Below are 26,589 nucleotides of genomic sequence, written 5' to 3'. Positions count from 1 at the left end.
CCCCTGCCCGAAGGCGGGGCCGCATCTTAGATGCAAAAGACAGCCTTGTCGCTTCATCGATGGAAAAAGCGACAGGGCCGGCACTTTCTATTCGAAGGCCAGCTGCACCTTCATCGATTTCGACCGGTCGCTGGCGGTTTCGAAGGCCGAAACCGCGTCGTCGAGCGGATAGGTTTGCGAAATCAGAGGCTTGATATCGATTCTGCCCTGATTGATGAGATCGACGGCCAGACCATATTCCTCGTGAAAGCGGAACGAACCGCGGATCTCGATCTCCTTGGAGACCACCATGTTCTGCGGCAGACCAACTTCGCCGCCAAGGCCGAGCTGAACGAGAACGCCGCGCGGGCGCAGAGCCTGAAGGCCGCTGGCCAAGGCACGGGCATTGCCGGATGCCTCGAACATCACATCGAAAGATCCCTTGCCGGCCGCATAGGTCGACAGCGCTTCCGGGTCCTTGGCAACATTGATCACCCGGTTGGCGCCGACAGCTTCCGCATAAGGCAGAACGTCGTCCATGACGTCGGTGACCACGATTTCACGCGCACCATGCGCGCGGGCAGACACAATGCACAGCGCCCCGATGGGGCCGCAGCCGGACACCAGAACCCGCTTGCCCAGAAGCGATCCTGCGCGGGAAACCGCATGGAGGGTGACCGCAAGCGGCTCCGCCATTGCGGCTTCGCCAAGCGAAACGGTATCGGCAACCTTGTGGCACTGCCAGGCTTCGGCGACCAGGTTTTGTCGGAACGCGCCCTGAATATGCGGCATCGGCATGGCGCTGCCGTAAAAGCGCATGTTGATGCAGTGGTTTTGCAGCCCCTTCAAGCAGTATTCGCAGCTATTGCAGGGCCGTGACGGCGAAACGGCAACGCGATCACCGACCGCAAACCCGTCAACGCCCGCACCAAGCGCCGTGACCGTTCCGGCCACCTCGTGTCCCAGGATCATCGGTTCGCGAACGCGCACATCACCGAAGCCGCCGTGGTTATAGTAGTGCAGATCGGAACCGCAGATACCGCCGGCACCGATCCTGATTTCCAGCTGACCGGGACCGGCCGCTTCCGGTGCGATGTCCTCTATGCGCAGGTCCTTGGCCGCGTGGATGATTGCAGCTTTCATCACTGCCTCCCTTGATAAGCGTTGTTCGGCGCGGCTCCGGAAATCGGAGACCGGTTTTCGCCCCGCCTGTAATGTCCTGCCCGACGATTTTTGTCCGGGACCGATTTTAATGTTGATTATGTTATCGATAACAGTTAAGTCAAGAACATTCGGAGACGGCGCATATATTTCCGCGCACCAGCGGATCACCCATTAAAGCGCGCCGGCCACAGGGTAGGAGAATGCCAATGTCCGATATGTTCAAGCTTAACGGAAAGCTCGCTCTTGTAACGGGTTCCAGCCAGGGAATCGGTCATTCGCTGATTTCCGGGCTCGCCGATCAGGGCGCTATACCTGTCGTGAACGACCGCAATGGCGAGCGTGCGGAAGCGGCCGTGAAAGCATTTGCCGAAAAGGGCGTGAAGGCCTATTCAGCGGTGTTTGATGTTACCGATAAACAAGCGGTTGACGCCGGTGTCGATGCGATTGAGGACGCGGTTGGGCCGATCGAAATCCTGATCAACAATGCCGGCATCCAGTATCGCACGCCACTCGAAGACTTCCCCGAAGAACAATGGCACCGCCTTCTCGAGACCAATATTTCGGGCGTTTTCTTCACCGGCCAGGCGGTAGCGCGCCACATGATCAAGCGCGGCAGCGGCAAGATCATCAACATCTGCTCGGTGCAGAGCGAGCTTGCCCGTCCCGGCATCGCCCCCTACACCGCCACCAAGGGCGCCGTGCGCAATCTGACACGCGGCATGTGCACCGACTGGGCCAAGTACGGACTGCAGATCAACGGCATCGCGCCCGGCTATTTCAAGACCCCGCTCAATCAGGCGCTGGTCGATAATCCCGAATTCACCGCATGGCTGGAAAAGCGCACCCCTGCGGGACGCTGGGGCGACGTCGAGGAACTCGTCGGCGCTGCGGTCTATCTGGCCTCGCCGGCATCATCCTTCGTCAACGGCCATGTCCTTGCCGTTGACGGCGGCATCACTGTGAGCGTGTGAGATGACAACCGCTATCGTGGTCATGGGGGTCAGCGGCTGCGGAAAATCCTCCGCCGGCCGCGCCCTTGGCGAGGCGCTCGCCGCCCGTTTCGTCGAGGGTGACAGCCTGCATCCCGACATCAATGTGGAGAAAATGCGGGCCGGCATTCCGCTCAACGATGACGACCGCAAACCGTGGCTCGAACTGGTCGGCCAGACGCTTGCCACGGCGGGCGATGACAACGGCGTTATCGTTGCCTGCTCGGCGCTGAAGAAAAGCTATCGTGATCTTCTGAGACAGCGCGCCGGCCCGGCACTGCGCTTCATCCACCTGAAGGGCGAGCGCGATGTGCTTGCCAGGCGCATGGCCAACCGACCCGGCCATTATATGCCGGTCTCCCTGCTTGACAGTCAGCTTGCAACGCTGGAAGCCACCAACGGCGAGCCGGATGTCCTGACACTCGATTGCGATCTGAAACCGGAAAAGATTGCCGAGGCCTCCCTCGCCTTTGTGAAAGCGGAACAAGGAGACCGACAATGACCGAGGCAATCGCCGTCATCGGCGCAGGCATCATGGGCACCGCCATTGCCACGCGCCTCTTGGAAAAGGGACACAGGCTGACCGTTTCGGATCTGGATGCCGGAAAGGTCGCAGCCCTGGTGGAACGCGGCGCGACGGCTGCGGCAAGCCCGCAAGAGGCAACTGCGGCTTCCCGCTTCGTGATCCTGAGCCTGAACCACGCCGACATCGTCAACGCCGTCGTTTTCGGCAAGGACGGCGTCGCCGAAGCCGCAAGCGGAGACAAGCTGCTGATCGACATGTCATCGATCGACCCGAAGGCCACCGCCGAGATGTCCCGACAGCTGCTTTCGCAGACCGGCATGGGCTGGGTCGACTGCCCGCTTTCCGGTGGTGCGCCGGGTGCGGCGAAAGGGCGACTGACCGTCATGGCCGGCGGCACAAGGGACGATTTCGAAAGCGCGCGCGCCGTCATGGACGATCTTTGCGCCAACTACACCCTGATGGGCCCGAGCGGTGCCGGACAGACAACAAAGCTGATCAATCAGCTGTTTTGCGCCGTCCAGTTTCAGGCGGTTGCAGAGGCGGTCAAGCTGGCCGAGGCCGGCGGCGTCGATGCGGCCAGCATTCCGCAGGCGCTTGCCGGCGGGCGGGCCGACAGCAACATCATGCAGGAATTCATGGGCAAGTTTGCCGCCCGCGATTTCTCCCCGACAGGTCGCATCGACAACATGCTGAAGGATCTCGACAGCCTGCAATCCTTTGCGCTGAAGACCCGCACGCCGCTGCCGATGACCGGTCAGGTGACCGAAATTCACCGTCTTCTGGTCGCCGCGGGTCTGGGTCCGAAGGACTCTGCCGAAATGATGCGCCTGCTCGACGGTACAACCCGGCCGGAATGATCCGGCCGGCATGACAAACCGGGAAAGGGTGCGCCTTTCTCCATTCCCAGCGCCTGACCGCGCTAACGCGGCTTTTCAGGGAGGACACTTGAATGATCATCCGCTACGCCCTTTTCGAAGGCAGGATCAATGAAGGCCGCGAGGCCGAATTTCGCGCTTACGTGACGGAAAAACTGGTGCCTCTCTGGCGCCAGTTCCCCGGCGCGCAGGACCTGCAGGTCTATTTCAGCGTCGAACGCGACGATGGCGCGCCCGAATATGCGCTCGTCATGGCGGTGCGCTATGACAGTCTTGACGCTGTCGCCAAAGCGCTGGAATCCGATGTGCGCTATCAAAGCCGCGACGTGACCCAGGGGCTTCTGGAGATGTTCACCGGCCGCGTTCACCATCACGTCTTCGACGGCGACCAATACGCACCGGCGTGACGCTTGCCGCGTCCGCGTTTTCTGACGGACCGGGAACCCGGCCAAAAGCACCTATGCAGCCGGGCGGGAGCGCCAAAAGCTTCGGATATTTTCACGTCGAAAAGTCCAAACTTTATGCCTGGAAGGCCAGAAAAGACGGGACAATTCCGCAGAGGTTTGTTATCGATAACATGTCTCTGCGAGACAAAACTGGAGAGTTCAGGGAGGTACCTGGAAATGAGCATGCTCACCCGGATCGTCAGTATTGGCTGGCGAATTATTGATGCGCTGATCGCACTTGCACTTGTGGTCATGATTGTTCTGGTGTTTGCCAATGTCGTTCTGCGCTACGGCTTCTCCAGCGGCATTCTGGGGTCGGTCGAAATCTCAAGGCTTCTGTTCGTCTGGGTCATCATGCTTGGCGCGGCCACCTGCCTTCGCAATTTCGAGCATCTTGCCCTTGCAGACATCGCCGAGGCTGTGTTTCCGAAAGCGCGCTTCTGGCTGCGGCGCTTCGTCAACGCCGTCATTCTGGGCTGTTGCATCATGCTCGTTCTGGGTGCCGCCCCGCAGGTTGTCGCGAACTGGGACAACATCTCCCCGATGAGCGGCATTCCCGTCGGCATGTTCTATCTGGCCGGTGTCATCGGCGGCGTGCTGATGGCCGGCATTGCTCTCCTGCGCCTGATCGATCCGCGCAATGCGGCGCCCGATTATGGCCCCGACGCCGAAAATGCCGGGGAGAATGTACAATGACCCTCGTCCTGTTTCTTTCCGTTCTGATCGGCGCCATCCTGCTTGGTGTTCCTGTCGCCTTTGCGCTTCTGCTGAGTTCCGTCGGCCTGATGCTGCACATGCATCTGTTCAGCGTCGACATTCTCGCCCAGTCGCTGGTCAACGGCGTCGACAGTTTTCCCCTGCTCGCCATCCCCTTCTTCATGGTCGCCGGCGAAACCATGTCCACCGGCGGCCTGTCCCGGCGCATCGTCCGCCTTGCCATGGCCTATGTCGGTCACCGCAAGGGCGGGCTCGGCTATGTCGCGATCCTGACATCGATCGTGCTTGCCGGCCTGTCCGGTTCGGCCGTGGCGGACGCCGCAGCGCTGGTATCGATCATCTATCCGATGATGCGCGAGGCCAATTACCCGCAGAAGCGTTCGGTCGGTCTTCTGGCCGCCGGCGGCATCATCGCCCCGGTCATTCCCCCGTCCCTGCCGTTGATCATCATGGGTGTTGCGGGCAATATCTCGATTGCCAAACTGTTCCTCGGCGGCATTGTGCCGGGCCTGATCATGGGCACGGCGCTGATCGGCACATGGGCTTTCCTGCTGCGTAACGAAAAGCTGGAAACCCATGAAAAGGCGCCGAAGGAAGAACGCCGCGCCGCCCTCAAGGATGGGGTCTGGGCGTTGATCCTGCCGCTGATCATCGTCGGCGGTATCCGCTTCGGCATCTTCACGCCCACCGAAGCCGCCGTTGTCGCCGCCGTCTATGCCATTCTGGTCTCGGCATTGGTCTATCGCGAGCTCACGCTTGCGAAATTCTACCGGGTCCTGCTCAGTTCCGGCCGCGCCACGGCCATGGTCATGTTCCTGGTCGGTGCGGCAATGGTCGCATCCTGGCTGATCACCGTCGCGCAGTTGCCGCAACAGCTCGCCGTCATTCTCGGCCCGCTTGTCGACAGCCCCCGCCTGCTGATGGCTGCGATCATGGTTCTGGTGCTGCTGGTCGGCATGGTGATGGATCTGAGCCCCACCATTCTGATCCTCGTGCCGCTCTTGATGCCCGTGGTCAAGGAAGCCGGCATCGACCCTGTCTATTTCGGACTGATGTTCGTCATCAATACCTGTATCGGCCTTATTACGCCGCCGGTCGGTACGGTTCTCAACGTTGTTTGCGGCGTTGGAAAAACCCGCGTTCAGGACGCAGTCGGAGGTGTATTGCCATTCATAGCTGTCTATGTGGCCGTGCTGATCCTGTTCATTCTTGTACCGCAACTGATCACGGTTCCACTCGGATGGATCGCGGGCTGACTTCTCACTTTCTACGGAGGATATGAAATGAAACGTTTTACAACAGGCCTGATTGCCGTCGGCATGCTGGTCGCCGGCACGGTTTCGGCCAATGCCACGACGCTGAAGCTGGCGCATGCAGCACCGCAGGGCGACCTGCAGCAAAAGCTGGCCGAGCGCTTTGCCGAAGACGTCAAGACCATGTCGGACGGCGATATCACGGTGCAGATCTTTCCGCAGGGACAGCTCGGCAATGATTCCCAGATGATCACCGGAACACGCTCCGGCATCATCGATATCACCATGAGCGGCCTGAACAACTTCACCGGCATGATGCCCGAACTCGGCGGCCTGATGCTGCCGTTCATGATCACCGATCGTGACCAGGCCTACGAAGTCTATGACGGCGAGATCGGTCAGGAAGCCTCTGCGAAATTTGAGAATTTCGGCCTCAAGGTTCTCGGCTATCCGGAAAACGGCTTCCGCGAGATCACCAATAACCGCGGCCCGATTGTCGAGCCGAAGGATCTCGAGGGCCTGCGGATGCGCACCAACAATTCAGAAGCGCTCAACGAGATGTTCGCGCTGCTGAAGGCCAACCCGCAGCAGATCCCGGTGGCGGAACTCTATACCGCGCTGGAAACCGGTGTCGTTGATGCACAGGATCACCCGATCACCATCGTTCAGTCCTTCAAGTTCTACGAAGTGCAGAAATATCTGTCGCTGACCAACCATTCCTATGCGGCGCTGGTTCTGGCCATGAACGAGAAGAAGTTCAACAGCCTGTCCGAAGATCAGCAGGCCATCATCATGAAGGCGGCCAAGGACGCCATCGATTACGAACGCAAGCTGTCGAAAGACGGCGATGCCGCGATGATCGCCGATCTGGAAAGCAACGGCATGATCGTCAACGATGACGTCGACCACGCCGCCTTCCAGAAAGCCGTTCGTCCCGTCTGGGATACGTTTACCGCAAAATACGGCGACGAACTCGTCAACAAGGTCCAGGCCGTCACGTCGAAATAACGCGCAAACACGCGCCCTCATTCAGGTAATGGCTGCGCAACCCCGTTCCGCAACGTCCTGACACCCTCACGTAAAACCCCGGGCCTCTGGTCCGGGGTTGATTTGTTGTCCACCCCGCCCAAACATCCCTTCCGCGCAAGCCATCGAGCAAACAGCTCTCTGACGCCTCCGGTCAAACCGAGGTATGAGCGGTTTGGCCATAAGCCAAAGGCGGCCCGCAAAGGCCGCCTTTTCGATGTCATCTGCACTGTCCGTGCTTTTTCAGAAATCCCAGTCGTCGTCTTCGGTCGAGACCGCCTTGCCGATGACGTAGGAGGAGCCGGAGCCGGAGAAGAAGTCGTGGTTCTCGTCGGCGTTCGGTGAGAGTGCGGACATGATGGCCGGGTTGACCTTGCAGGCTTCCGGCGGAAACAGCGCTTCGTAACCGAGGTTCATCAGCGCCTTGTTGGCGTTGTAATGCAGGAAGGCTTTGACGTCTTCGGTCAGGCCCACTGAATCATAGAGCTGCTCGGTGTATTTCGACTCGATGTCGTAAAGTTCGAACAGCAGACCGAAGGCGAAGTCCTTGATGGCCTGGCGCTCTGCCTCACTGACCTTCTTCAGCCCTTCCTGGAACTTGTAGCCGATATAATAGCCATGCACGGCCTCGTCGCGGATGATCAGGCGGATGAGGTCGGCGGTATTGGTCAGCTTGGCGCGGCTCGACCAGTACATCGGCAGATAGAAGCCCGAATAGAACTGGAAGCTTTCGAGGAAAACGCTGGCGACCTTTTTCCGCAAGGGATCGGTGGCGCGGTATTCCTGCAGCACGAGCTGCGACTTTTCCTGAAGGAAAGAGTTTTCCTCGGACCAGCGATAGGCGTCGTCGATCTCGGCCATCGAGCACAGCGTCGAGAAGATCGACGAATAGGAGCGCGCATGCACCGCTTCCATGAAGGAGATGTTGGACAGTACCGCCTCTTCATGCGGGGTCACGGCATCCGGCATCAGCGAAATCGCACCGACCGTGTTCTGGATAGTGTCGAGCAGCGTCAGGCCGGTGAACACACGGATGGTGAGCTGCTGCTCGTCTTCCTTCAGCGTCGCCCATGACGGGATATCGTTCGACAGCGGCACCTTTTCCGGCAGCCAGAAATTACCGGTGAGACGGTTCCAGACTTCCAGGTCCTTCTCGTCCTCGATGCGGTTCCAGTTGACGGCGCGCGGCACGGCGATGGCGGGTTTTGTCTGCATGTTCACGGTTCTGTTTCCCTTCATCACAGGCTGCACGAAACGCAGCCTTCGACCTCGGTGCCCGAAAGCGCCATCTGCCGAAGACGGATGTAGTAAATGGTCTTGATGCCCTTCTTCCAGGCGTAGATCTGCGCCTTGTTGACATCGCGCGTGGTGGCGGTGTCGCGGAAGAACAGCGTCAGCGACAGGCCCTGATCGACGTGCTGGGTGGCAGCCGCATAGGTGTCGATGATCTTTTCCGGCCCGATCTCGTAGGCATCCTGGTAGTATTCCAGATTGTCGTTCGACATGAACGGCGCGGGATAATAGACGCGGCCGATCTTGCCTTCCTTGCGGATTTCGATCTTCGAGACAATCGGGTGGATCGAGGCTGTGGCATTGTTGATGTAGGAGATCGACCCCGTCGGCGGCACGGCCTGCAGGTTGCGGTTATAAAGACCGCCCTTCATCACCGCGTCCTTCAGCGCCAGCCAGTCTTCCTTCGTCGGCAGGTCGATGCCGGATTTTTCGAACAGATCGCGCACCTTTTCAGTCGCTGGCGCCCAGTCCTGCTCGGTGTATTTGTCGAAATATTCGCCGCTGGCATATTTCGAGTTTTCAAAGCCGGCAAAGGAAACGCCACGCTCCACGGCAATCCGGTTCGACGCCTTCAGCGCATGATAGGTCACGGCGTAGAAATACATGTTGGTGAAGTCGACGCCTTCTTCCGAACCGTAGAAGATGCGTTCGCGGGCGAGATAGCCATGCAGGTTCATCTGGCCGAGGCCGATGGCGTGGCTTTCGTCATTGCCCTTTTCGATCGACGGCACGGAGGAGATGTGGCTCATGTCGGAGACCGCCGTCAGCGCGCGGATCGCGGTATCGACGGTGCGGCCGAAATCGGATGAATCCATCGCCATGGCGATGTTCATCGAGCCGAGATTGCAGGAAATATCCTTGCCGAGATGCTTGTAGGACAGGTCGTCGCGAAATTCGCTAGCCTCGGAGACCTGCAGGATTTCCGAGCAGAGATTGCTCATCGAAATCCGGCCCTCGACCGGGTTGGCGCGGTTGGCGGTGTCCTCGAACAGGATATAGGGATAACCGCTTTCGAACTGCAGTTCGGCCAGCGTCTGGAAGAAGGCGCGGGCGTTGATCTTCTTCTTGCGGATCTCGGAATTGTCGACCATCTCGCGATAGTGCTTGGAGATTTCGACTTCCGACATCGCCTTGCCGTAGACGCGCTCCACGTCATAGGGCGAGAACAGGTACATGTCCTCGTTGTTCTTCGCCAGTTCGAAGGTGATATCCGGAATGACAACGCCGAGCGACAGCGTCTTGATGCGGATCTTCTCGTCGGCATTTTCGCGCTTGGTGTCGAGAAAGCGCATGATGTCGGGGTGGTGCGCGTTCAGATAAACCGCACCCGCACCCTGACGCGCGCCCAGCTGGTTGGCATAGGAGAAGCTATCTTCCAGCAGCTTCATCACCGGAATGACGCCGGAGGACTGGTTTTCGATCTTCTTGATCGGCGCGCCGGATTCACGGATATTGGTAAGCGACAGGGCCACACCGCCGCCGCGCTTGGAAAGCTGCAGCGCCGAATTGATCGAGCGGCCGATGCTTTCCATATTGTCTTCGATTCGAAGCAGGAAGCAGGAAACCAGCTCGCCGCGGCTCTTCTTGCCGGCATTGAGGAAGGTGGGCGTTGCGGGCTGGAAACGGCCGGCGATGATTTCATCGACCAGCGCGGTTGCGAGCGCCTCGTCGCCCTTGGCCAGCGCCAGCGCCACCATGCACACGCGGTCCTCGTAACGCTCCAGATAGCGTTTGCCGTCAAACGTCTTCAGCGTGTAGGCGGTGTAATATTTGAACGCGCCGAGGAAGGTCTGGAAGCGGAATTTCTTGTCGAAGGCATGATCCCACAGGTCGCGCACGAAATTGAACGCGTACTGGTCCAGCACTTCCTGCTCATAATAGCCCTCATCAACGAGGTAATCGAGCTTTTCGCGCAGATTGTGGAAGAACACGGTGTTCTGGTTCACATGCTGCAGGAAATACTGCTTGGCCGCCATCCGGTCGGCGTCGAACTGGATATGCCCGTTCTCGTCATAGAGATTGAGCATGGCGTTGAGCGCATGATAGTCCAGCGTCGCCGCCTTGGTCTTGGCGGCGCCCTTTTCAGCGGTCTTGGTTTCCGTGGCGGTATCCTGCACGGTCTCTTCCTCGGCGCTTGCGGCCATCCTCAGTTCTGCCGTTTCCAAAACTCTTCCAGTCCCTGTCTGACGTTGTTGACATCCTCTTCAGTCCCGAGCAGCTCGAAACGATAGAGGTACGGTACGCTGCATTTCTTCGCGATGATGTCGCCTGCGACACCGTATGTAATTCCGAAATTGGTGTTTCCGGAGGCGATGACGCCTCTCAGAAGCGCCCTGTTTTCCGGGTTGTTGAGGAAACGGATGACCGGCTTCGGCACAGCCCCCTTGCCATCGCCGCCGGCATAGGTCGGCACCACCAGCACATAGGGTTCGTCCACCGTTTCCGTGTCGCCCTGCGGGTAAAGCCGCCTTGCCGGAAGCCCCGTCTTGGAGACGAAACGGTGGGTATTGCCCGTTGCGCTGGAATAATAGACGAGCATGCCCGTCATCCCCTTACCTCTTCACCAGTGCGGCGCGCCTTTCTGACGCGCCGCCGCTTTGTCCAATCACCGGACCGCATTCCTGCCTGCGGTCACGCGCAAATTGCCGGCCGCAGCGCAGAAGCGCGGCCGGAATGTTCTGTTCAGGCGAGGGCGCCGATCATGTCCGGACGGAAACCGGACCAGTGCTGTTCGCCGGCAACGACAACCGGAACCTGGCGATAACCCATGCCGACGACATGATCATAGGCGTCGTTGTCTACCGACACATCGACAATCTCGTAGTCGAGGCCCTTGCGCTCCAGTGCGCGGGTCGTTGCATTGCACTGCACGCAAGCCGGTTTGGAATAGACAGTGATCTTCATCGTTATCCTCGCATAATCATTTTTCTCAAAAAAGCGCCGCCGGCAAAACCACGGCGCCTTTCCGCGCATCTGAAGGGCAGGCCTGTTGCAAAACCAACAGGATGACCCCGGATCCGATCGTCGCCGGCATCCGCCGAACAGGACAGCTGCGGTTGTAAACCGTCTTCGCCACCGTCTCTCAACGATCTCCTCGAACGCATTGACCGGATTGCATTTTCTGGCCCTCGACAAGTCGGCACAGGTCGCGCAGCTCTCGGGCGAGCACCGCTTCGACATATGCTATTGAAGACTCAAAAACCTGAAAACCGGACGCTGCTGACGCATCAGCTTGATTCGATAGAATCACCATAACACAATATATGCGAACTGAAATGCCCGAACTCACAATATATAGTGCGACGTGGGGATGTTTTCCACATACAGCGTTAATTTTTAGTAAAGGGGAAATAACAGCCTGCGCAGGCGTGCCGCTTTTGAAAACAAACAGCGGCAACCTGGCGAATCGATCTGACATGAATGTCGACGGCGGCAAAGATGCCTGCATATCCCGGGCGACGGCTACCAACCCAGGATTGAACACGCATACACGCGGCTATTCTTCAGCACTTTCCACAGCCACGCAAAAAAGCTGGTGATATGCGGCTCAGAAAACAGGCGCGGCCGCGCGTAGCGCTTGACCGGCGAAAACCGGCGCTATTCGTCGTCGTCGTCCTGCGGCGGACGGCGGGTGCCCCAGACACCTTCATAGCGCAGCACCAGCCCGTATAAAAACGCGGTACCGAGCGCCATGGCAAACCATGTCAGGGCATAGCTGAGATGGGCATTGCGGAACTTCACCACGGTCAGCCCGCCGATCGGATAGCCGCCCGGATTGGCCGTATTGTCGGCGTCGATGAAATAGGGCGCTGCCGGAAGCAGGCCCTTGGTCGCCATGATCGACTGCACATCACGCCGGTACCAATTGCCGTTTTCAGGATCGTTGGCGCGCGAAAACAGCCAGCCCTTGTCCTCCGACATGCGCAGCAGACCGTCGATGGTCACCTCGCCTTCCGGCGCCGTGCGGGTCGCGGGGTCCCGCTTTTCCTCCGGCACGAAACCGCGATTGATCAGCACATAGGTGCCATCCGGCCGCAGCAATGGCGTCATCACGAAGAAGCCGGGCCCAAGCTCGGTCGAATAATAGATCTGCACTTCCTGGCTGTTCAGAAGTTTGCCCGTCACCGTCACATGCCGGTAGGCGTCCTTGTCACGGGTGATCTCGGGCCATGTGTCAGGCCCCGGCGCGGGCACTGCCGGCGCCTCGACCCGCGCATCGACAGCGGCAATCAGGTCGAGTTTCCATTGCAGGCGATAGACCTGCCAGACGCCGAGCGCGACGAACCCGGAAAAGATCACCGCGGCAATGGCGGTGATGGTGATCAGACGTGTTCTGGATGAAGAAGCAGCCATTGGGAAAGCACCTTTCGAACCTGAAGCGTCCTGACAATGTTTTGTAATGAAGCTCAGGTGCAGGAATGAAAGACATTTTTGGGCCGGAATGCATCTTTCGGCGTCATGCTCGGGCTCGACCCGAGCATCCAGTCAGCCTTTCCGCGAAAAAGAAATTGGCTTTTCAGAAACACGCGATCTGAATAGCCCGGTCCCGTCGTGGAGACAGGACACTGGATCCTCGGGTCAAGCCCGAGGATGACGCATCAAGATGTTGAGAGCATGGCGTCGCAAGACCGATAACCGCCATGCTCCTTTTCCTGTCCTGACAACGAGGACGAGGCCTTACTGCTGACCCTGAACGATGATGTTTCCGGTCACGCCGGCATCGCGCAACTGCTGGGCGATCTCGGGTGTGGCGCAGACAATGGTGCCATCGTCGAGATAGGTATAGCCGCTTTCCGGCAGGGGCATCATGTAGGCGTTCATGTTGTGCATGACCCACAGCGAGCCGGCCAGCACGATCAGAAGCAGGATCAGCGCCAGAAGCGAGGACGCCATGGTCCAGCCTTCTTCCTGCTGGCTGCTCAAAAGCAGGAAATACTTCAGATGCACCAGGATCTGGGCGGCGGCACAGATCATGATGACCGCAATCAGAAAGCTCTTGCTCGTGATCGCATCCGCCATCACCAGACCGAAGGGAATGATGGTGAGAACGGCCGCCAGACCGAAGCCCGTCATCAGTGCCTTGAAGCTGCCGTGCCCGTGACCGTCGTGACCGTGGCTTTCGTGGGATACATGTTCGTTGGCTGAACTCATAGAACCACTCCCGTGAGATAAACGAGCGAGAACACGCCGATCCAGACCAGATCGAGGAAGTGCCAGAACATCGACAATGTCGCGGTGCGCCGGCGCGTCGCCTCGTTCAGACCCTTGCGCGAAATCTGAACCAGCAGCACGATCAGCCAGATCGTACCGAAGGTCACGTGCAGGCCGTGCGTGCCGACCAGAGTGAAATAGGCCGACAGAAACGCCGAGCGATCCGGGGTGGCGCCGAGTTCGATGAAGTGATGGAACTCGTAGACTTCCATTGCCAGAAAGCCGATGGCGAACAGCCCGGCAACAACCAGCCACTTCATCAGCCCGGCCTTGTCGCCCTTGTCCATCCGCAGCATGCCCATGCCGAAGGTGACCGAGGAAAACAACAGCAGCGCCGTTTCGATGAGCGCGAAATCGAGCTCGAACAGGTTGGCCGGCGAGGGACCGCCCGCATAGGAGCGGCCCAGCACGGCATAGGTTGCAAACAGCGTGCCGAAGATCAGGCAGTCGCTCATGAGGTAGATCCAGAAGCCGAGCTGTGTCGGGCTGCTGTGGGCGTGTTCTTCGTGATGCGTATCGCCCGTCTGATCAGCGATCGTCATGCATAAGCCTCCTTGGCCTTCTCCTGGTCACGGGCGATTTCCTCGGCCGGAATGTAGAAGTCGCGATCGAAATTGAAGGTGTGATAGATGATCGTGCCGACGGCAGCGAGGAAGCTGGCAATGACCAGCCACCAGATGTGCCAGACCAGCGCGAAACCCAGCACCAGCGCCAGGAAGGCGGGAACGATGCCGGCCCAGGTGCCCTTGGGCATATGGATCGGCTCATAATCCGTCGACCACTTGAAGCCCTGCTTCTTCATCTGCCACCAGGCGTCACGACCGGTCACAACAACATCCTGCGGGAAGTTGTAGGCAGGCACCGGCGAAGCGGTGGCCCATTCCAGCGTGCGGCCGTTCCACGGATCGGGACCGCATTTCAGCTTGTCGCGGTTCTTGATGGTCACGACCAGCTGAATGACCGTGCAGGCGATGCCACAGCCGATCAGCAGCATGCCGATACAGGCAACGATGAAATAGATCTGCCAGCCGGTATCCGTATAGCTCTGCAGACGGCGGGTCACACCCATCAGGCCGAGAACGTAAAGCGGCATGAAGGCAACGTAAAAACCGATGCACCAGAACCAGAAGGAGCGGCGGCCCCACTTGTCGTCGAGCTTGAAACCGAAGACTTTCGGCCACCAGTACTGATACCCCGCCATCAGGCCGAAGACCACGCCGCCGATGATGACGTTATGGAAATGGGCAATCAGGAACAGCGTATTGTGCAGCTGGAAGTCGGCCGGCGGAACGGCCAGCATCACACCGGTCATGCCGCCGATGGTGAAGGTGATCAGGAAGCCGACCGTCCAGTACATCGGCGTCTCGAACCGGATACGCCCGCGGTACATGGTGAACAGCCAGTTGAAGATCTTGGCCCCCGTCGGCACCGCAATCACCATCGTGGCAATGCCGAAGAAGGTGTTGACGCTGGCGCCAGACCCCATGGTGAAGAAGTGGTGCAGCCAGACCACGAAGGACAGCACCAGGATACAGGAGGTCGCATAGACCATCGAGCGATAGCCGAACAGCGGCTTGCCGGAGAAGGTCGCGACCACCTCGGAGAAGATGCCGAAACAGGGCAGGATCAGGATATAGACCTCCGGGTGCCCCCAGATCCAGATCAGGTTCACGTAGAGCATGGGATTGCCGCCCATGTCATTGGTGAAGAAGTGCATGCCGAGATAGCGGTCGAGCGCCAGCATGGCCAGCGTTGCCGTCAGCACCGGGAAGGCGGCGACGATCAGGACGTTGGCGGCAAGCGTGGTCCAGGTGAACACCGGCATGCGCATCATGGTCATGCCCGGCGCGCGCATTTTCAGGATCGTGGCGATCATGTTGACGCCCGAAAGCGTCGTGCCGATCCCCGCGATCTGTAGCGACCATATATAATAGTCGACCCCCACATCGGGCGAGTATGCAATGCCCGAAAGCGGCGGCATGGCGAGCCAGCCGGTACGACCGAGAAGCCCGATGAATAGCGACACGTTGAGCAGGATCGCGCCGGCCACCGTCATCCAGAACGAGAAATTGTTCAGCCACGGAAAGGCAACGTCGCGCGCGCCGATCTGCAGCGGCATGGCGATATTCATCACGCCGACCAGGAAGGCCATGGCGAAGAAGAAGATCATGACCGTGCCGTGGGCGGTGAAGATCTGGTCGAAATGGTGCGGCGGCAGATAGCCCTGCGCCCCGCCGGCGGCAATCGCCTGCTGGGTGCGCATCATGAAGGCATCGGTAAAGCCGCGGAACAGCATCACCAGCGCCAGCACGATATACATGATACCGATCTTCTTGTGGTCGACCGAAGTAAACCACTCATTCCACAGATAGGCCCATTTACGGTGATAGGTAATCAGTCCGAAAACCGCCAGACCGGCAATGACGACTGCCGCAAAGGTGAAATCGAGAATGAGAACGTCGTAGGGAATGTCATCCCAAGTGAGTTTACCGAATATGATGTTCCAGATTTCAGATCTCATTGCTGCCTCACGGGTTCTGAAGCGTTCGACGCATCGTCGCCGCCGGAAATATTGGTCACGGTCTGGTCGGGGTTCTTGACGTTGACCGGACCCTTCGTCGGCTCATCGGGGTTGGCGTGGAGCACCTCGTCGAATTCATGCTGGTCGAACCCTTCGCCCGGCGGGAATTCGTCGTAGATGTACTGGTCCTTGGTGTTAACGCCCTGCAGGCCGCCGCCACCCATCATGTCCTGCATCATCATGTCGCCAATACAGACCTTGCCCGGCTCGACACACAGTCCGACGATCTTGTCGAAGAGGTTGTCGGCCACGCCGTTATAATAGGACACGCTGTCGGCAACCGTCGGCTTGGCAAGCTGGAGATAGGTCTCGTCGCTCATCGTGTTGGAAGAGGTCTTGACCGTGTTGACCCAGTTGTCGAACTCGTCTTCGGAAACAGCGAATGTCTCGAAATCCATATGCGCATAGCCGGGGCCGGAATAGTTGGCCGAACGGCCGTAATACTGGCCGGCTTCTTCAGCCACCAGATGCAGCTTCGTTTCCATGCCGGCCATGGTGTAGATCATGCCGGCAAGGGCAGGCACGGAGAAGGTGTTCATCACCGAGCTGGAGGTGAGCTTCAGGTTGACCGGGCGGTCCGTCGGGATGACCAGCTGGTTGACGACGGCCATGTCCTGTTCAGGGTAGATGAACAGCCATTTCCAGTCGAGCGACACGGCTTCGATCTCCAGCGGTTCGCCGGCGATATGATCCAGCGGCCTGTAGGGGTCGAGCCTGTGGGTGTAGATCCATGTCAGCGCGCCGAGCGCGATGATGATCAGCACCGGCACGCCCCAGATGAAGGCCTCGAACAGCGACGAATGCTCGAACTCGGGATCGTAATCATCCGTTGCCTTGCGGCTATCGCGATAGCGCCACGGGATGTACACGGCCAGTACCAGGACCGGAACGATGATGACGAGCATCAGCACGGTCGAGGCGATCAGAAGATCGCGCTCCTGATTGGCGACCCAGCCGGCCGGGTCGAGAAGAATGAGCTGACAGCCCGACAACAGCAGCGCAAGCGGCAAAAGCAGCGCCGGTTTCAATAACTTGAAAAAGTTCACAATCGCCTTCATTCTCTACAATGACGCCGGATTGCGCGGATAATCCAGACTTGATTGTCGATAAAATGCCTGCCGGCCCCAACCCATCGCCCCGCGGCGGCCGAACGCGTAATGCAGGCATTTCCTTAATAGACAGCCCCCTGCCTGTGTGCACGGAGGTGTCATCTCTGACGGTCTCTTAATCGCAATCAGAGCAAAAATGAAGCGTTGCCGTCCTGTGGCATTTTGGCACAAGGCCGCATTCACGTCACCTGCCCGCCTCTTTTTTGCGCGTAATGCGTGAAAAATGCCACGTAAATTGGCAATCGGCAGGTTTGCCGACGGCGGCGGCGGCGATTTCAGCCGCCTTCATTGATCTCGCTCAAAAGAACAGTGCGGGAGTATTGTCGCCCAGGACTGCGGTTTTGCTGCAGCGCAGCATCGACTTTCAGTATTCATCCGACAGCCTGTTCAACATCCGGCGCGCACAAATGAAAGGCCCGGTTTTGCCGGGAGTTGCATAGGCGCGGGGTTATGTGCGACAATACGCCACATGCGACAAACTGCACACAATCGTTTCGAGGAGGAGACGTGATGTCAGGCCTGTTTTTCTTTCCATATGTAACAAGCGCCATCGGCGTGCTGCTGGGGGTTTACCTGACCCGTGAGGCCAGGGAGTACGACCGCCGGGACTACTTCCTGCGCGCCTGCTTCATTTTCGTGATCAATCTGGTGATTTCCTATCTTCTGGAGTTCGCATTTCCGCGTGAATCCATCGGCAGCGAAGGCATGGCCCTTTCGACCGCCTATTATATGGGCCTGTCGATCTATGCGATCGTGCCCGGCCTTGCGTTCGGACGCTTCACCGCATTTCGCGCCCGCAATATGGGCCACGACACGTCGGTCGCCTATTGGAGCGCGATCCCGTTCGTGTTCATCTACTTCATGGTGGTCGCCCACAAACGCGAGCACCATCCCACGCCGCACACCGCCGGCTGAACGAACTCATTGATCCGAATGCCTCAACCGCGCGCCCTCCGGCGCGCGGTTTCCTGTGTCTTTCGCCGATGGCTTTTCACATTCGAGCGGTTGATTTTCATGTCTCAACCGCCTTCAATGTCAAAAATCCGTTCGACTCCGCTGTCATGATTTAGCAGAATCCCATTCAATCGTTTTAAAAAAGCGCTATAACCGCCCAATCAAAGCATTTTCAGGGAGCACATCGACATGAATGCCCTTCTCAATTCCCTCAAGAAAACAGCCGACAGGACAAGCGCCACGGATCTGCGCGCAGCATTTGCCGGCGACCCGGAGCGTTTCAGGAATTTCAGCCTGCGGTTTGAAGACCTGCTGATGGATTTCTCCAAGATTGCCATCAATGCCGAGGTCCTTGACGCGCTCGTCAGGCTCGCCGCGGAAAAGGGCGTCGAGGAAAAGCGCGCGGCCATGTTTGCGGGTGAAAAGATCAACATCACCGAAGACCGCGCCGTGCTGCACACCGCGCTGCGCAACCGCGCCAATACGCCGGTCATGGTTGACGGCAAGGATGTCATGCCCGACGTCAACGACGTGCTCGACGCCATGGGCAAATTCTCCGAGGGCATTCGCAGCGGCAGCATCAACGGCGCCACCGGCAAGGCCTTCACCGATGTTGTCAATATCGGCATTGGCGGTTCGGACCTCGGCCCGGCCATGACCACGCTGGCGCTGGCGCCTTATCACGACGGGCCGCGGCTGCATTACGTCTCCAATATCGACGGCGCCCATATTGCCGACACGATTGCCGGCCTTAATCCGGAAACGACGCTGTTCATCGTCGCCTCCAAGACTTTCACCACAATCGAAACCATGACCAATGCCGGCACGGCGCGCAAATTCATCGCGGAAGCGCTCGGCGAAGAGGCTGTCGGCCATCACTTTTGCGCCGTTTCGACCGCGCTCGGCAAGGTTGCCGATTTCGGCATCGACTCCTCGCGCGTCTTCGGCTTCTGGGACTGGGTCGGCGGACGTTATTCGATCTGGTCGGCAATCGGCCTGCCGCTGATGATCGCGATCGGGTCGAAGAATTTCGGCGCCTTCCTTGATGGTGCGCACGCCATCGACAAGCATTTCCAGGAAGCGCCGGTGACCGAAAACCTGCCCTTCATGCTCGGCCTGATCGGCTATTACCAGCGTGTCGTGCTCGGCTACCCGTCGCGCGCCGTCATCCCCTATGACCAGCGCATGTCGCGATTTGCCGCCTATCTCCAGCAGCTCGACATGGAGAGCAACGGCAAGTCGGTGACGATCGGCTCTGAGGAGGTGACCACGCCGACCGGCCCGATCGTCTGGGGCGAACCCGGCACCAATGGCCAGCACGCTTTCTTCCAGTTGCTCCACCAGGGCACCAACATCATCCCGATCGAATTCATGATCGCCGCCAATGGCCATGAAACCGACCTGCGGCACCAGCACCAGTTGCTGATGGCCAATTGCCTGGCCCAGTCGGAGGCCCTGATGAAGGGGCGCACGCTGGAAGAGGCCAAGGCCCAGCTTCTCGACAAGGGGATGGATGCCGAAACGGCCGACAAGATTGCGCCGCACCGCGTATTTTCCGGCAACCGCCCGTCGATCACCTTCGTCTATGATGCACTGACGCCTTACGCGCTTGGCCGGATGATCGCGCTTTACGAACACCGCGTCTTCGTCGAAGGCGTGCTTTTCGGCATCAATTCCTTCGATCAGTGGGGCGTGGAGCTTGGCAAGGAACTTGCCACCGGTCTGCTGCCGGTGGTCTCGGGAAGCGAAAGCGCCGAAGGGCACGATTCCTCGACCAAAGGCCTCGTTGCCACCCTTCTTGCCGCGGCGCACTGAAGTCAGGTTCGCGTGAAATAGCGATCCGGGCGAGCAACTGCTGTGTCAGGACCCGCCGGGTCGCATCCGGGTTTGCCGGACCTTTCCGGCTTCGACCAACCCAAAAGGCGGTCGGGCCCTCTCCGAAAGCACAGGTCTGGCGGCGCAACGCAGGAAAGGCGTAATCGCCGCTGCGGGCGAAGGTCTTGATTTTAGGCACATAAAAAGGGCGGCCGCTTGTTGCGGCCGCCCTTTTCTGCTTTGCCCAGGGTAAGAGTAACGACGAGGAGATTAGTCGTTGCTCTGACGAACCTGATCAACGAATTCAAGTTCGCCGTTTTCGCCAACGCGGAAGTAGTTGTCGAAGTGGTCACCGAACTTGTTGGTGCCTTCGATCATGACGGTGCTGCCGACCGGTGCCTTGGAAAGCGTACCGGTTTCCGGGATAGCCGACGGCGAAAGCGCGAAGGCGGCCGGAGCGGCAGCGAGAACGGAAACGAGGGCGGCGGATGCAAAAATCTTCTTCATGGGAGTCTCTCCTGATTGGTTTTTAAAGTCTTGGGAGTGTTTGGGTTGCCCGAAAGCTATTCCACAGGCCGGCTTCATGCCTGACCGCGACGCTGACGGGCGGGTTGCGGGCTCAAGCTCAAGGGCCCCATGCCCCGTCGCTCTTGCCCTGTCGCGCAAGCGATGATCAGTTCATGCGGAACTGGTCGACGAACTCCAGTTCGCCGTCTTCACCCACGCGGAAATAGTTGTCGTACTGGTTGCCGAACTTGCCGGTCGACTGGATCACGACTGTGCTGCCGGTCGGAGCCTTGGTCAGCGTGCCGGTTTCCGGGATAGCCGAAGGCTGGATGGCGAACGCAGCCGGGGCAGCCGCAAGAACGGAAACCAGGGCGGCGGATGCAAAAATCTTCTTCATGACAGTCTCCTGACTGATTCTATCTGATGGTTCAGATGTAGTTTTAATCAATTGATTAACAAGAGGCTCAAAGCGATGTGAGCGAATTTTTTTTGATCGCTCTGCGGGTTTTGAGCGGCGGGCCTGGGGCCGTTCAGCCCCTTGCCCGCGCCTCTTTTGTTGTGTGAAATCAGTTCACTGTGTCCTGGAAAACGAATTCCAGTTCGCCGTTTTCAGCAACACGGAAGTAGTTCTGGTAACGGTTGCCGAACTTGCCGGTCGATTCGATGGTGACCGTGCTGCCGACAGGGGCCTTGGTGAGCGTGCCGGTTTCCGGGATAGCCGAAGGCTGAAGCGCGAAGGCGGCCGGAGCGGCGGCAAGAACAGAGACCAGGGCGGCGGATGCGATAAACTTGGACATTGTGATGAACTCCTGTGTGTCATCGTTGTTTCGTTCGATGACCGGGAGTTAGGATTTAATCGAATGATCAACAAGACGCCATTTTCGCACCGCTGCGTTGTCAAAATGTTGACACTCTCCGGTGGGCGTTCACCGAAACAGCGCGCACGCCTCATAATTCAGCGCATCGACCGATAGAATTATTCTTTTATTTTCAATAGGATATATATGCGCATCACAGGCGCGCGCTGCTGGCTGAGGTGACCCGCGCATCAAAAAACCCGGCCGCAAGGGCCGGGTTGATTTTTGTGCAATCTGACGTTTTCGTGATCAGGCGTCGAGTTCTTTTGCCACTTTCGTGCGCAGTTTTCCGAGGTCGGCAGCAAAATTACGGATGCCTTCGGCCAGCTTTTCAGTCGCCATGGCGTCTTCGTTCATCATCCAACGGAAGGTCTGCTCGTCCATTTCGACCTTCGGTTCGGCTTCGAAGGTTTCCGGTGCAAGCTTGCGTTCCAGCTTGCCTTCGTCATTGGCCAGTTCCTCGAGCAGGTTCGGCGAGATCGTCAGGCGGTCGCACCCGGCCAGACCTTCGATTTCACCGGTATTGCGGAACGACGCGCCCATGACCACGGTGCTGATGCCATTGGCCTTGTAGTAATTGTAGATCGAACGCACCGACAGGACGCCCGGATCGGTTTCGGCGGTGTAGTCCTCGCCCGTGGCCTTCTTGTACCAGTCGAGGATACGGCCGACGAAGGGCGAAATCAGGAAAGCGCCGGCATCGGCGCAGGCAATCGCCTGGCATTTGGAGAACAGCAGCGTCAGGTTGCAGTCGATGCCTTCCTTCTGCAGCACTTCGCAGGCGCGAATGCCTTCCCATGTGGAAGCCAGCTTGATGAGGATGCGGTCCTTGCCGATGCCGCGCTCTTCATAGGCCGCGATGATTTCGCGGGCCTTGGCAATCGAGCCTTCGGTGTTGAATGACAGGTCGGCGTCGACTTCGGTGGAAACCCGGCCGGGCACCAGCTTGACGAGAGCCTCGCCGACATCGATGGCAAGGCGGCTGGCGACAGCTGCAACGACTTCATCCTTGTCGCCGGACTGGGCCTTGCCCCATTTGATGGCGTCGGCAAACTGCTCATCGAACATATCGGTCGACAGCGCCTTGAGCACGATGCTGGGGTTGGTCGTGCAGTCGACCGGCTTGATCTTGGCGACGGCCTTGATGTCGCCGGTATCAGCGACGACCGTCGTCATCTCGCGCAATTGGTCAAGTTTGGAAGCCATGATCTTCATCCTTCGTTTTCCGGGTCCGCGACACGATGGCTTGCGGACCACTTTCAATTTCGATGCCAAACAGCGTTCGCGCTATTTCCGCGCGGTCTGCCAGTAGGTTAACGCGCCGCGGTGATCTTTCAATGACTGTTGGCAAACATCGGCGCCGGACGCAAGCGCCGACGTCCGCTGAATTTCGCCCGCGAGTATCGCAAAGCGCCATTTTTCGAGTCAAGGCAGGATATCAATCGATTTAGACTTGTGTTTGACCGTGCTCAAACAATGTCGGGAAAAAACAGCGCGCTGTCGCAACGCGCCGTCCGGGGCCCGGTCAGATCCGCCATCAGACCTGCCCCGCCTCCCAGCCAAGCATGGCGCGCTTGCGGGTCAGGCCCCAGTGATAGCCGGTCAGTGCGCCGGATTTGCCGATGGCGCGATGGCAGGGCACGACGAAGGATATCGGATTGCGGCCGATGGCAGCGCCGACCGCGCGGGACGCCTTGGGGCGGCCGATCTCGCGGGCGATATCGGAATAGGTTTTGGCCGTGCCCAGCGGGATTTTCAAAAGGCTTTCCCAGACCTGGACCTGAAAATCCGTCCCGATCAACACGACCTTGAGCGGGCGTTCCGGTGTCCATTCCGCCGGATCGAAGATCCTCCGGGCAAAAGCCTCCGTCATGACCCAGTCCTCGACATAGCAGGCCTGCGGCCAGCGGGCGGACATGTCTTCAAGGGCGGACTGTTCCTCACCGGGATCGGCAAAGGCGATGCCGGCAAGCCCGCGTTCGGTTGCCATCACCAGTGCGGTACCGAAGGGCGAGGCATGAAAACCGTAACGGATGACAAGCCCGCCGCCGCCGGCCTTCCACTCGCCGGGCGACATGCTCTCATGCGTCACGAACAGATCGTGCAGACGCCCCGGGCCGGAAAGGCCGAGTTCATAAGAGGTGTCGAGAAGCGGCAACTTCTCCTCGCCGAGCAGGCGCTTGGCGTGGTCGAGCGTGATAGCCTGGAGAAAGGCCTTGGGCGACAGCCCGGCCCAGCGGGTAAACGTCTTCTGCAATGTGGTTGGCGACATGTCGAGCCGCCGGGCAATGGTTTCAAGCCCCGGCTGGTCGCGGTATTCCTCGCTGATGATCGCAATCACCTGGCGCACGATATCATAGTCCGCATCGCGCGGCGTGTTGTCGACGGCATTATCGGAAATGGTGTCAGCGAGGATGTTCATCGGTTTCGGGCTCCTTCAATCCATGAAGGAAACATGCTTTTTGCCGTCACGACCACCCGAAACTTGCCGACACCCGTCATATGCGCTGTTTTACGGTGGCAAGAGCCTGACAAAAGGCGGCGGCAAAGCTCTCCCGATCATCCGGATTGAGAAAGGCGCCGATCTCGAGCCGTTCGTCACGGCTTAAAAGCCGCATGCCGGTAATGCCGAACTCGTCGTGACGGTCGACGGCAAAGCGCGTGCCGAACGGATTGAAGCGGGTTTCAACCATGCGCCCCGAAGGCGCTACCTGCCGCACCGAGACGCAAAGCCTTGAAACCGAGACATGTTCACGCATCCTGGCCGAGCGGTAGGACAGCCGGAAAGCGCCATAAAGCGCGACAAATGCCAGCGCGCAATAAAGCGCGATCGGCCATGCGCCGTGAGCGGCAAACCAGAGCGCATTGGGAAAAAGGCCGACCGCGGCAAGTGCGAGCAGCACACGAAACCCCTTGCGCCCCAGGGAGCGATGGGGGAAAAGTTCAGCCGAGAACACCGGCCTGTCCTCAAACGCGGTCACATCGGTCATGGGCAGAATGCAAGCGATCAAACAAACATGATAAAAGCCAAGTCATCAGTGAGCACCCAAAGAGCGAAAAAGTCAAATCCGGGCGTGTCCGGCAAGCGCGGATCGGCCCGCTCGGCCTATTCGAAGGATGAAATCCGGGAAATCTTCCGCCGGTTTTCGGTGCAGCGGCCGGAGCCGAAGGGCGAGCTGGAACACACCAATGCCTTCACGCTGCTGGTGGCCGTTGCGCTTTCCGCACAGGCCACCGATGTCGGCGTCAACAAGGCGACGAAAGGCCTCTTTGCCGTTGCCGACACGCCGGAAAAGATGCTGGAACTCGGCGAGGAAGGACTGATTTCCTACATCAAGACCATCGGGCTATACCGCAACAAGGCCAAAAACGTGATCGCGATGAGCCACAAGCTGATTGATGAATTCGGCGGCGAAGTTCCGAAAACGCGCGAGGAACTGGTCAGCCTGCCGGGCGTCGGCCGCAAGACCGCCAATGTGGTGATGTCCATGGCTTTCGGGAAAGCGACGATTGCCGTCGACACCCATATCTTCCGCATCGCCAACCGCACCGGTCTGGCGCCCGGCAAGACGCCGGATCAGGTGGAGGCAAGCCTCGAGAAAATCATCCCGCCGGATTATCTGTTCCACGCCCATCACTGGCTGATCCTGCACGGACGCTATGTCTGCAAGGCACGCAAGCCGGACTGTCCGGCCTGTGTCATCGCCGATATCTGCAAGGCGGCGGAGAAGACCAGCGAAATGCCGGCGCCGTTGGTGCCGGTTGAATGAACCGACGGTCTCCAGCCGTTCAGTTTACTGACAAAGCTGCCACACACTCTGCGTCACCCTCGGGCTTGACCCGAGGGTCCAGGGCCACACGATGCAGGCTTGCCTGAAAAGCCTTTCTGCTCAAGTGCTTGAGCGGAATGGATGCCCGGGTCACGCCCGGGCATGACACCCGTGGGGACAGCTGACGGACGCAACAACCTGCACATCTCCGCATTTGTCAGCCGTCCGGACGGTCTCCGACCGTTTTCAGGCCGCGACCGATCCGTGCGGGTCGATGACGAATTTCTTTGCCGCGCCGCCATCGAAATCGGCATAGCCGCGCGGCGCGTCATCGAGCGTGATGAGTTCGACATTGACCGCCTTGGCAATATCCACCCGGTCAAACAGGATGGCCTGCATCAGCGCCCGATTATAGCGCATCACCGGGCATTGGCCGGTGTGGAAGGAATGCGACTTGGCCCAACCGAGGCCGAAACGCAGGCTGAGCGATCCCGTCTGGGCGGCCTTGTCTTCCGCGCCGGGGTCTTCGGTGACGTAAAGACCGGGAATGCCGATCTGACCGCCGGCCCGTGTCAGGTCCATGGCCGAGTTCAGAACGGTGGCGGGCTTTTCGTGTCCGTGATCATGGCCGCAGCCATGCGCCTCGAAGCCGACGCAGTCGACAAAGGCATCCACCTCCGGCGAACCGGTGATCTCGGCGACCATTTCCGGCAGGCTCGCATCCTGCCTGAGGTCTATGGCCTCGCAGCCGAAACTCTTTGCCTGCCGCAGCCGTTCGGGGATCATGTCGCCGACAATGACGCAGGCCGCCCCCAGAAGCCGTGCAGAGGCAGCGGCGGCAAGGCCGACCGGACCGGCGCCGGCAATGTAGACGATCGAACCCGGCCCCACACCCGCCGTCACGCAGCCATGAAAGCCGGTCGGGAAGATGTCGGACAGCAGCGTCAGGTTGGTGATCTTCTCCATCGCCTGTTCGCGGTCGGGAAATTTCAGCAGGTTGAAGTCGGCATAGGGCACCATGACATATTCAGCCTGCCCGCCGACCCAGCCGCCCATGTCGACATAGCCGTAAGCCGCGCCCGGGCGCGACGGATTGACGTTCAGGCAAATGCCGGTCTTGCCTTCCTTGCAGTTGCGGCAGCGCCCGCAGGCAATGTTGAACGGTACGGAAACGACATCGCCGACGCTGATGAATTCCACATCGCGGCCGCATTCGATCACCTGGCCGGTGATTTCATGGCCAAGCACAAGGCCCTGCGGCGCTGTGGTGCGCCCGCGCACCATGTGCTGATCGGATCCGCAGATATTGGTGGTCAGGATTTTCAGGATCACACCGTGATCGCAGCGGCGTTCTCCCAGCGCCAGTTTCGGAAAGTCGATCGTCTCGACTGTAACCTTGCCGGCGCCCTGAAATATCACGCCGCGGTTTGATGCACTTGCCATGTCTTCCTCCCAGGCTCGCTATGAACGCCCATCATCTGCGTGGAAGAAGGCCGATTCGTGTCTGAAAACGACAT

At 59.2% G+C, this 26,589-nt stretch carries 27 protein-coding genes; 10 read left to right on the top strand and 17 right to left on the bottom strand.

Features of this window, described 5'->3' with window-relative positions; translation table 11 throughout:
- Window positions 1-87: 87 nt before the first annotated feature.
- Complete coding sequence (locus ABID12_RS00910) at window positions 88-1,122, bottom strand: L-idonate 5-dehydrogenase (protein ID WP_354432723.1); 1,035 nt, start codon at window positions 1,120-1,122, stop codon at window positions 88-90.
- 227 nt (window positions 1,123-1,349) lie between these two features.
- Between ABID12_RS00910 and ABID12_RS00905 the strand changes: the two genes are divergently transcribed.
- From ABID12_RS00905 to ABID12_RS00875, 7 genes are all read left to right on the top strand, one after another.
- Entirely contained in the window at window positions 1,350-2,114 is a 765-nt protein-coding gene (locus ABID12_RS00905) for an SDR family oxidoreductase (protein WP_354432722.1), read from the top strand.
- A gap of 1 nt (window position 2,115) precedes the next feature.
- Window positions 2,116-2,634, top strand: coding sequence for a gluconokinase (locus ABID12_RS00900; protein WP_354432721.1), 519 nt, complete (start codon window positions 2,116-2,118; stop codon window positions 2,632-2,634).
- Window positions 2,631-3,515, top strand: a complete 885-nt coding sequence (locus tag ABID12_RS00895) for an NAD(P)-dependent oxidoreductase (RefSeq protein WP_354432720.1) — start codon at window positions 2,631-2,633, stop codon at window positions 3,513-3,515. Before ABID12_RS00900 ends, ABID12_RS00895 begins: the two co-directional genes overlap by 4 nt.
- Window positions 3,516-3,607: 92 nt before the next feature.
- On the top strand, window positions 3,608-3,940 hold the full coding sequence (locus ABID12_RS00890; RefSeq protein WP_354432719.1) for a putative antibiotic biosynthesis monooxygenase: 333 nt from the start codon (window positions 3,608-3,610) through the stop codon (window positions 3,938-3,940).
- 216 nt (window positions 3,941-4,156) lie between these two features.
- The gene (locus tag ABID12_RS00885) at window positions 4,157-4,675 is read left to right on the top strand and encodes a TRAP transporter small permease (protein ID WP_354432718.1); all 519 of its coding nucleotides are present in this window, start codon (window positions 4,157-4,159) and stop codon (window positions 4,673-4,675) included.
- Window positions 4,672-5,952 (top strand): TRAP transporter large permease subunit, encoded by a 1,281-nt coding sequence (locus ABID12_RS00880; protein WP_354432717.1) that lies wholly within the window; start codon window positions 4,672-4,674, stop codon window positions 5,950-5,952. The genes ABID12_RS00885 and ABID12_RS00880 overlap by 4 nt, the downstream gene beginning before the upstream one ends.
- A gap of 27 nt (window positions 5,953-5,979) precedes the next feature.
- Entirely contained in the window at window positions 5,980-6,957 is a 978-nt protein-coding gene (locus ABID12_RS00875; protein ID WP_354432716.1) for a TRAP transporter substrate-binding protein, read from the top strand.
- A 261-nt stretch (window positions 6,958-7,218) separates the two neighbouring features.
- On the opposite strand, the gene nrdF is transcribed toward ABID12_RS00875, so the two are convergent.
- From nrdF to cyoA, 9 genes are all read right to left on the bottom strand, one after another.
- Window positions 7,219-8,196, bottom strand: coding sequence for a class 1b ribonucleoside-diphosphate reductase subunit beta (gene nrdF / locus ABID12_RS00870; RefSeq protein WP_106307334.1), 978 nt, complete (start codon window positions 8,194-8,196; stop codon window positions 7,219-7,221).
- A 17-nt stretch (window positions 8,197-8,213) separates the two neighbouring features.
- On the bottom strand, window positions 8,214-10,385 hold the full coding sequence (gene nrdE / locus ABID12_RS00865) for a class 1b ribonucleoside-diphosphate reductase subunit alpha (RefSeq protein WP_354432948.1): 2,172 nt from the start codon (window positions 10,383-10,385) through the stop codon (window positions 8,214-8,216).
- 29 nt (window positions 10,386-10,414) lie between these two features.
- A complete protein-coding gene (nrdI, locus tag ABID12_RS00860) occupies window positions 10,415-10,816 on the bottom strand; it encodes a class Ib ribonucleoside-diphosphate reductase assembly flavoprotein NrdI (protein WP_106306787.1) in 402 nt (133 codons plus the stop codon).
- A 134-nt stretch (window positions 10,817-10,950) separates the two neighbouring features.
- On the bottom strand, window positions 10,951-11,172 hold the full coding sequence (nrdH, locus tag ABID12_RS00855) for a glutaredoxin-like protein NrdH (RefSeq protein ID WP_106307328.1): 222 nt from the start codon (window positions 11,170-11,172) through the stop codon (window positions 10,951-10,953).
- Between the two features lie 693 nt (window positions 11,173-11,865).
- Window positions 11,866-12,621 carry an SURF1 family protein gene (locus ABID12_RS00850; RefSeq protein ID WP_354432715.1) on the bottom strand — a complete coding sequence of 252 codons (756 nt, stop codon included), beginning with the start codon at window positions 12,619-12,621 and terminating at the stop codon, window positions 11,866-11,868.
- Window positions 12,622-12,945: 324 nt separating this feature from the next.
- Complete coding sequence (cyoD, locus tag ABID12_RS00845; protein ID WP_354432714.1) at window positions 12,946-13,419, bottom strand: cytochrome o ubiquinol oxidase subunit IV; 474 nt, start codon at window positions 13,417-13,419, stop codon at window positions 12,946-12,948.
- A complete protein-coding gene (gene cyoC, locus ABID12_RS00840; protein ID WP_319518323.1) occupies window positions 13,416-14,021 on the bottom strand; it encodes a cytochrome o ubiquinol oxidase subunit III in 606 nt (201 codons plus the stop codon). The genes cyoD and cyoC overlap by 4 nt, the downstream gene beginning before the upstream one ends.
- The gene (gene cyoB / locus ABID12_RS00835) at window positions 14,018-16,000 is read right to left on the bottom strand and encodes a cytochrome o ubiquinol oxidase subunit I (protein ID WP_106306775.1); all 1,983 of its coding nucleotides are present in this window, start codon (window positions 15,998-16,000) and stop codon (window positions 14,018-14,020) included. The genes cyoC and cyoB overlap by 4 nt, the downstream gene beginning before the upstream one ends.
- Complete coding sequence (gene cyoA / locus ABID12_RS00830) at window positions 15,997-17,106, bottom strand: ubiquinol oxidase subunit II (protein WP_354432713.1); 1,110 nt, start codon at window positions 17,104-17,106, stop codon at window positions 15,997-15,999. The genes cyoB and cyoA overlap by 4 nt, the downstream gene beginning before the upstream one ends.
- 573 nt (window positions 17,107-17,679) lie before the next feature.
- On the opposite strand from cyoA, the gene ABID12_RS00825 reads away from it, so the two are divergent.
- Window positions 17,680-18,084 (top strand): hypothetical protein, encoded by a 405-nt coding sequence (locus tag ABID12_RS00825; RefSeq protein ID WP_106306769.1) that lies wholly within the window; start codon window positions 17,680-17,682, stop codon window positions 18,082-18,084.
- Window positions 18,085-18,312: 228 nt separating this feature from the next.
- Window positions 18,313-19,938: a glucose-6-phosphate isomerase gene (gene pgi, locus ABID12_RS00820; RefSeq protein WP_354432712.1), complete on the top strand. Its 1,626-nt coding sequence runs from the start codon at window positions 18,313-18,315 to the stop codon at window positions 19,936-19,938.
- Between the two features lie 270 nt (window positions 19,939-20,208).
- Here pgi and ABID12_RS00815 read toward each other — a convergent pair whose 3' ends face one another.
- From ABID12_RS00815 to ABID12_RS00790, 6 genes are all read right to left on the bottom strand, one after another.
- Window positions 20,209-20,445 carry a hypothetical protein gene (locus tag ABID12_RS00815; RefSeq protein ID WP_106309052.1) on the bottom strand — a complete coding sequence of 79 codons (237 nt, stop codon included), beginning with the start codon at window positions 20,443-20,445 and terminating at the stop codon, window positions 20,209-20,211.
- A 166-nt stretch (window positions 20,446-20,611) separates the two neighbouring features.
- Window positions 20,612-20,842 carry a hypothetical protein gene (locus ABID12_RS00810; protein ID WP_106309055.1) on the bottom strand — a complete coding sequence of 77 codons (231 nt, stop codon included), beginning with the start codon at window positions 20,840-20,842 and terminating at the stop codon, window positions 20,612-20,614.
- Between the two features lie 169 nt (window positions 20,843-21,011).
- Window positions 21,012-21,242, bottom strand: coding sequence for a hypothetical protein (locus ABID12_RS00805; RefSeq protein ID WP_106309058.1), 231 nt, complete (start codon window positions 21,240-21,242; stop codon window positions 21,012-21,014).
- A 309-nt stretch (window positions 21,243-21,551) separates the two neighbouring features.
- Entirely contained in the window at window positions 21,552-22,508 is a 957-nt protein-coding gene (gene tal, locus ABID12_RS00800) for a transaldolase (protein WP_354432711.1), read from the bottom strand.
- Between the two features lie 331 nt (window positions 22,509-22,839).
- A complete protein-coding gene (locus ABID12_RS00795) occupies window positions 22,840-23,724 on the bottom strand; it encodes a methylated-DNA--[protein]-cysteine S-methyltransferase (RefSeq protein WP_354432710.1) in 885 nt (294 codons plus the stop codon).
- 76 nt (window positions 23,725-23,800) lie between these two features.
- Complete coding sequence (locus ABID12_RS00790) at window positions 23,801-24,292, bottom strand: DUF2244 domain-containing protein (protein WP_354432709.1); 492 nt, start codon at window positions 24,290-24,292, stop codon at window positions 23,801-23,803.
- 27 nt (window positions 24,293-24,319) lie between these two features.
- Between ABID12_RS00790 and nth the strand changes: the two genes are divergently transcribed.
- Window positions 24,320-25,072: an endonuclease III gene (gene nth, locus ABID12_RS00785; RefSeq protein WP_354432708.1), complete on the top strand. Its 753-nt coding sequence runs from the start codon at window positions 24,320-24,322 to the stop codon at window positions 25,070-25,072.
- A gap of 246 nt (window positions 25,073-25,318) precedes the next feature.
- Here nth and fdhA read toward each other — a convergent pair whose 3' ends face one another.
- Window positions 25,319-26,515 carry a formaldehyde dehydrogenase, glutathione-independent gene (gene fdhA / locus ABID12_RS00780; protein ID WP_354432707.1) on the bottom strand — a complete coding sequence of 399 codons (1,197 nt, stop codon included), beginning with the start codon at window positions 26,513-26,515 and terminating at the stop codon, window positions 25,319-25,321.
- Window positions 26,516-26,589 lie beyond the last annotated feature (74 nt).

Origin of the sequence: Martelella mangrovi (assembly GCF_040545495.1) — a bacterium.
In the GTDB taxonomy this organism is placed as follows: domain Bacteria; phylum Pseudomonadota; class Alphaproteobacteria; order Rhizobiales; family Rhizobiaceae; genus Martelella; species Martelella mangrovi.
Note: the sequence above shows the minus strand (reverse complement) of the source record. Positions and strands in the feature narration are given on the sequence as shown.

Coding starts and splice junctions, on each gene's coding strand:
- cyoC (WP_319518323.1), bottom strand. CDS start 14,021: ATGACGATCGCTGATCAGACGGGCGATACGCATCACGAAGAACACGCC.
- nth (WP_354432708.1), top strand. CDS start 24,320: ATGATAAAAGCCAAGTCATCAGTGAGCACCCAAAGAGCGAAAAAGTCA.
- ABID12_RS00875 (WP_354432716.1), top strand. CDS start 5,980: ATGAAACGTTTTACAACAGGCCTGATTGCCGTCGGCATGCTGGTCGCC.
- nrdI (WP_106306787.1), bottom strand. CDS start 10,816: ATGACGGGCATGCTCGTCTATTATTCCAGCGCAACGGGCAATACCCAC.
- ABID12_RS00810 (WP_106309055.1), bottom strand. CDS start 20,842: ATGAAGAAGATTTTTGCATCCGCCGCCCTGGTTTCCGTTCTTGCGGCT.
- ABID12_RS00790 (WP_354432709.1), bottom strand. CDS start 24,292: ATGACCGATGTGACCGCGTTTGAGGACAGGCCGGTGTTCTCGGCTGAA.
- ABID12_RS00805 (WP_106309058.1), bottom strand. CDS start 21,242: ATGTCCAAGTTTATCGCATCCGCCGCCCTGGTCTCTGTTCTTGCCGCC.
- ABID12_RS00880 (WP_354432717.1), top strand. CDS start 4,672: ATGACCCTCGTCCTGTTTCTTTCCGTTCTGATCGGCGCCATCCTGCTT.
- cyoD (WP_354432714.1), bottom strand. CDS start 13,419: ATGAGTTCAGCCAACGAACATGTATCCCACGAAAGCCACGGTCACGAC.
- ABID12_RS00885 (WP_354432718.1), top strand. CDS start 4,157: ATGAGCATGCTCACCCGGATCGTCAGTATTGGCTGGCGAATTATTGAT.
- ABID12_RS00795 (WP_354432710.1), bottom strand. CDS start 23,724: ATGAACATCCTCGCTGACACCATTTCCGATAATGCCGTCGACAACACG.
- ABID12_RS00815 (WP_106309052.1), bottom strand. CDS start 20,445: ATGAAGAAGATTTTTGCATCCGCCGCCCTCGTTTCCGTTCTCGCTGCC.
- fdhA (WP_354432707.1), bottom strand. CDS start 26,515: ATGGCAAGTGCATCAAACCGCGGCGTGATATTTCAGGGCGCCGGCAAG.
- ABID12_RS00895 (WP_354432720.1), top strand. CDS start 2,631: ATGACCGAGGCAATCGCCGTCATCGGCGCAGGCATCATGGGCACCGCC.
- cyoB (WP_106306775.1), bottom strand. CDS start 16,000: ATGAGATCTGAAATCTGGAACATCATATTCGGTAAACTCACTTGGGAT.
- ABID12_RS00850 (WP_354432715.1), bottom strand. CDS start 12,621: ATGGCTGCTTCTTCATCCAGAACACGTCTGATCACCATCACCGCCATT.
- nrdH (WP_106307328.1), bottom strand. CDS start 11,172: ATGAAGATCACTGTCTATTCCAAACCGGCTTGCGTGCAGTGCAATGCA.
- ABID12_RS00905 (WP_354432722.1), top strand. CDS start 1,350: ATGTCCGATATGTTCAAGCTTAACGGAAAGCTCGCTCTTGTAACGGGT.
- pgi (WP_354432712.1), top strand. CDS start 18,313: ATGAATGCCCTTCTCAATTCCCTCAAGAAAACAGCCGACAGGACAAGC.
- ABID12_RS00825 (WP_106306769.1), top strand. CDS start 17,680: ATGTCAGGCCTGTTTTTCTTTCCATATGTAACAAGCGCCATCGGCGTG.
- ABID12_RS00900 (WP_354432721.1), top strand. CDS start 2,116: ATGACAACCGCTATCGTGGTCATGGGGGTCAGCGGCTGCGGAAAATCC.
- ABID12_RS00890 (WP_354432719.1), top strand. CDS start 3,608: ATGATCATCCGCTACGCCCTTTTCGAAGGCAGGATCAATGAAGGCCGC.
- tal (WP_354432711.1), bottom strand. CDS start 22,508: ATGGCTTCCAAACTTGACCAATTGCGCGAGATGACGACGGTCGTCGCT.
- ABID12_RS00910 (WP_354432723.1), bottom strand. CDS start 1,122: ATGAAAGCTGCAATCATCCACGCGGCCAAGGACCTGCGCATAGAGGAC.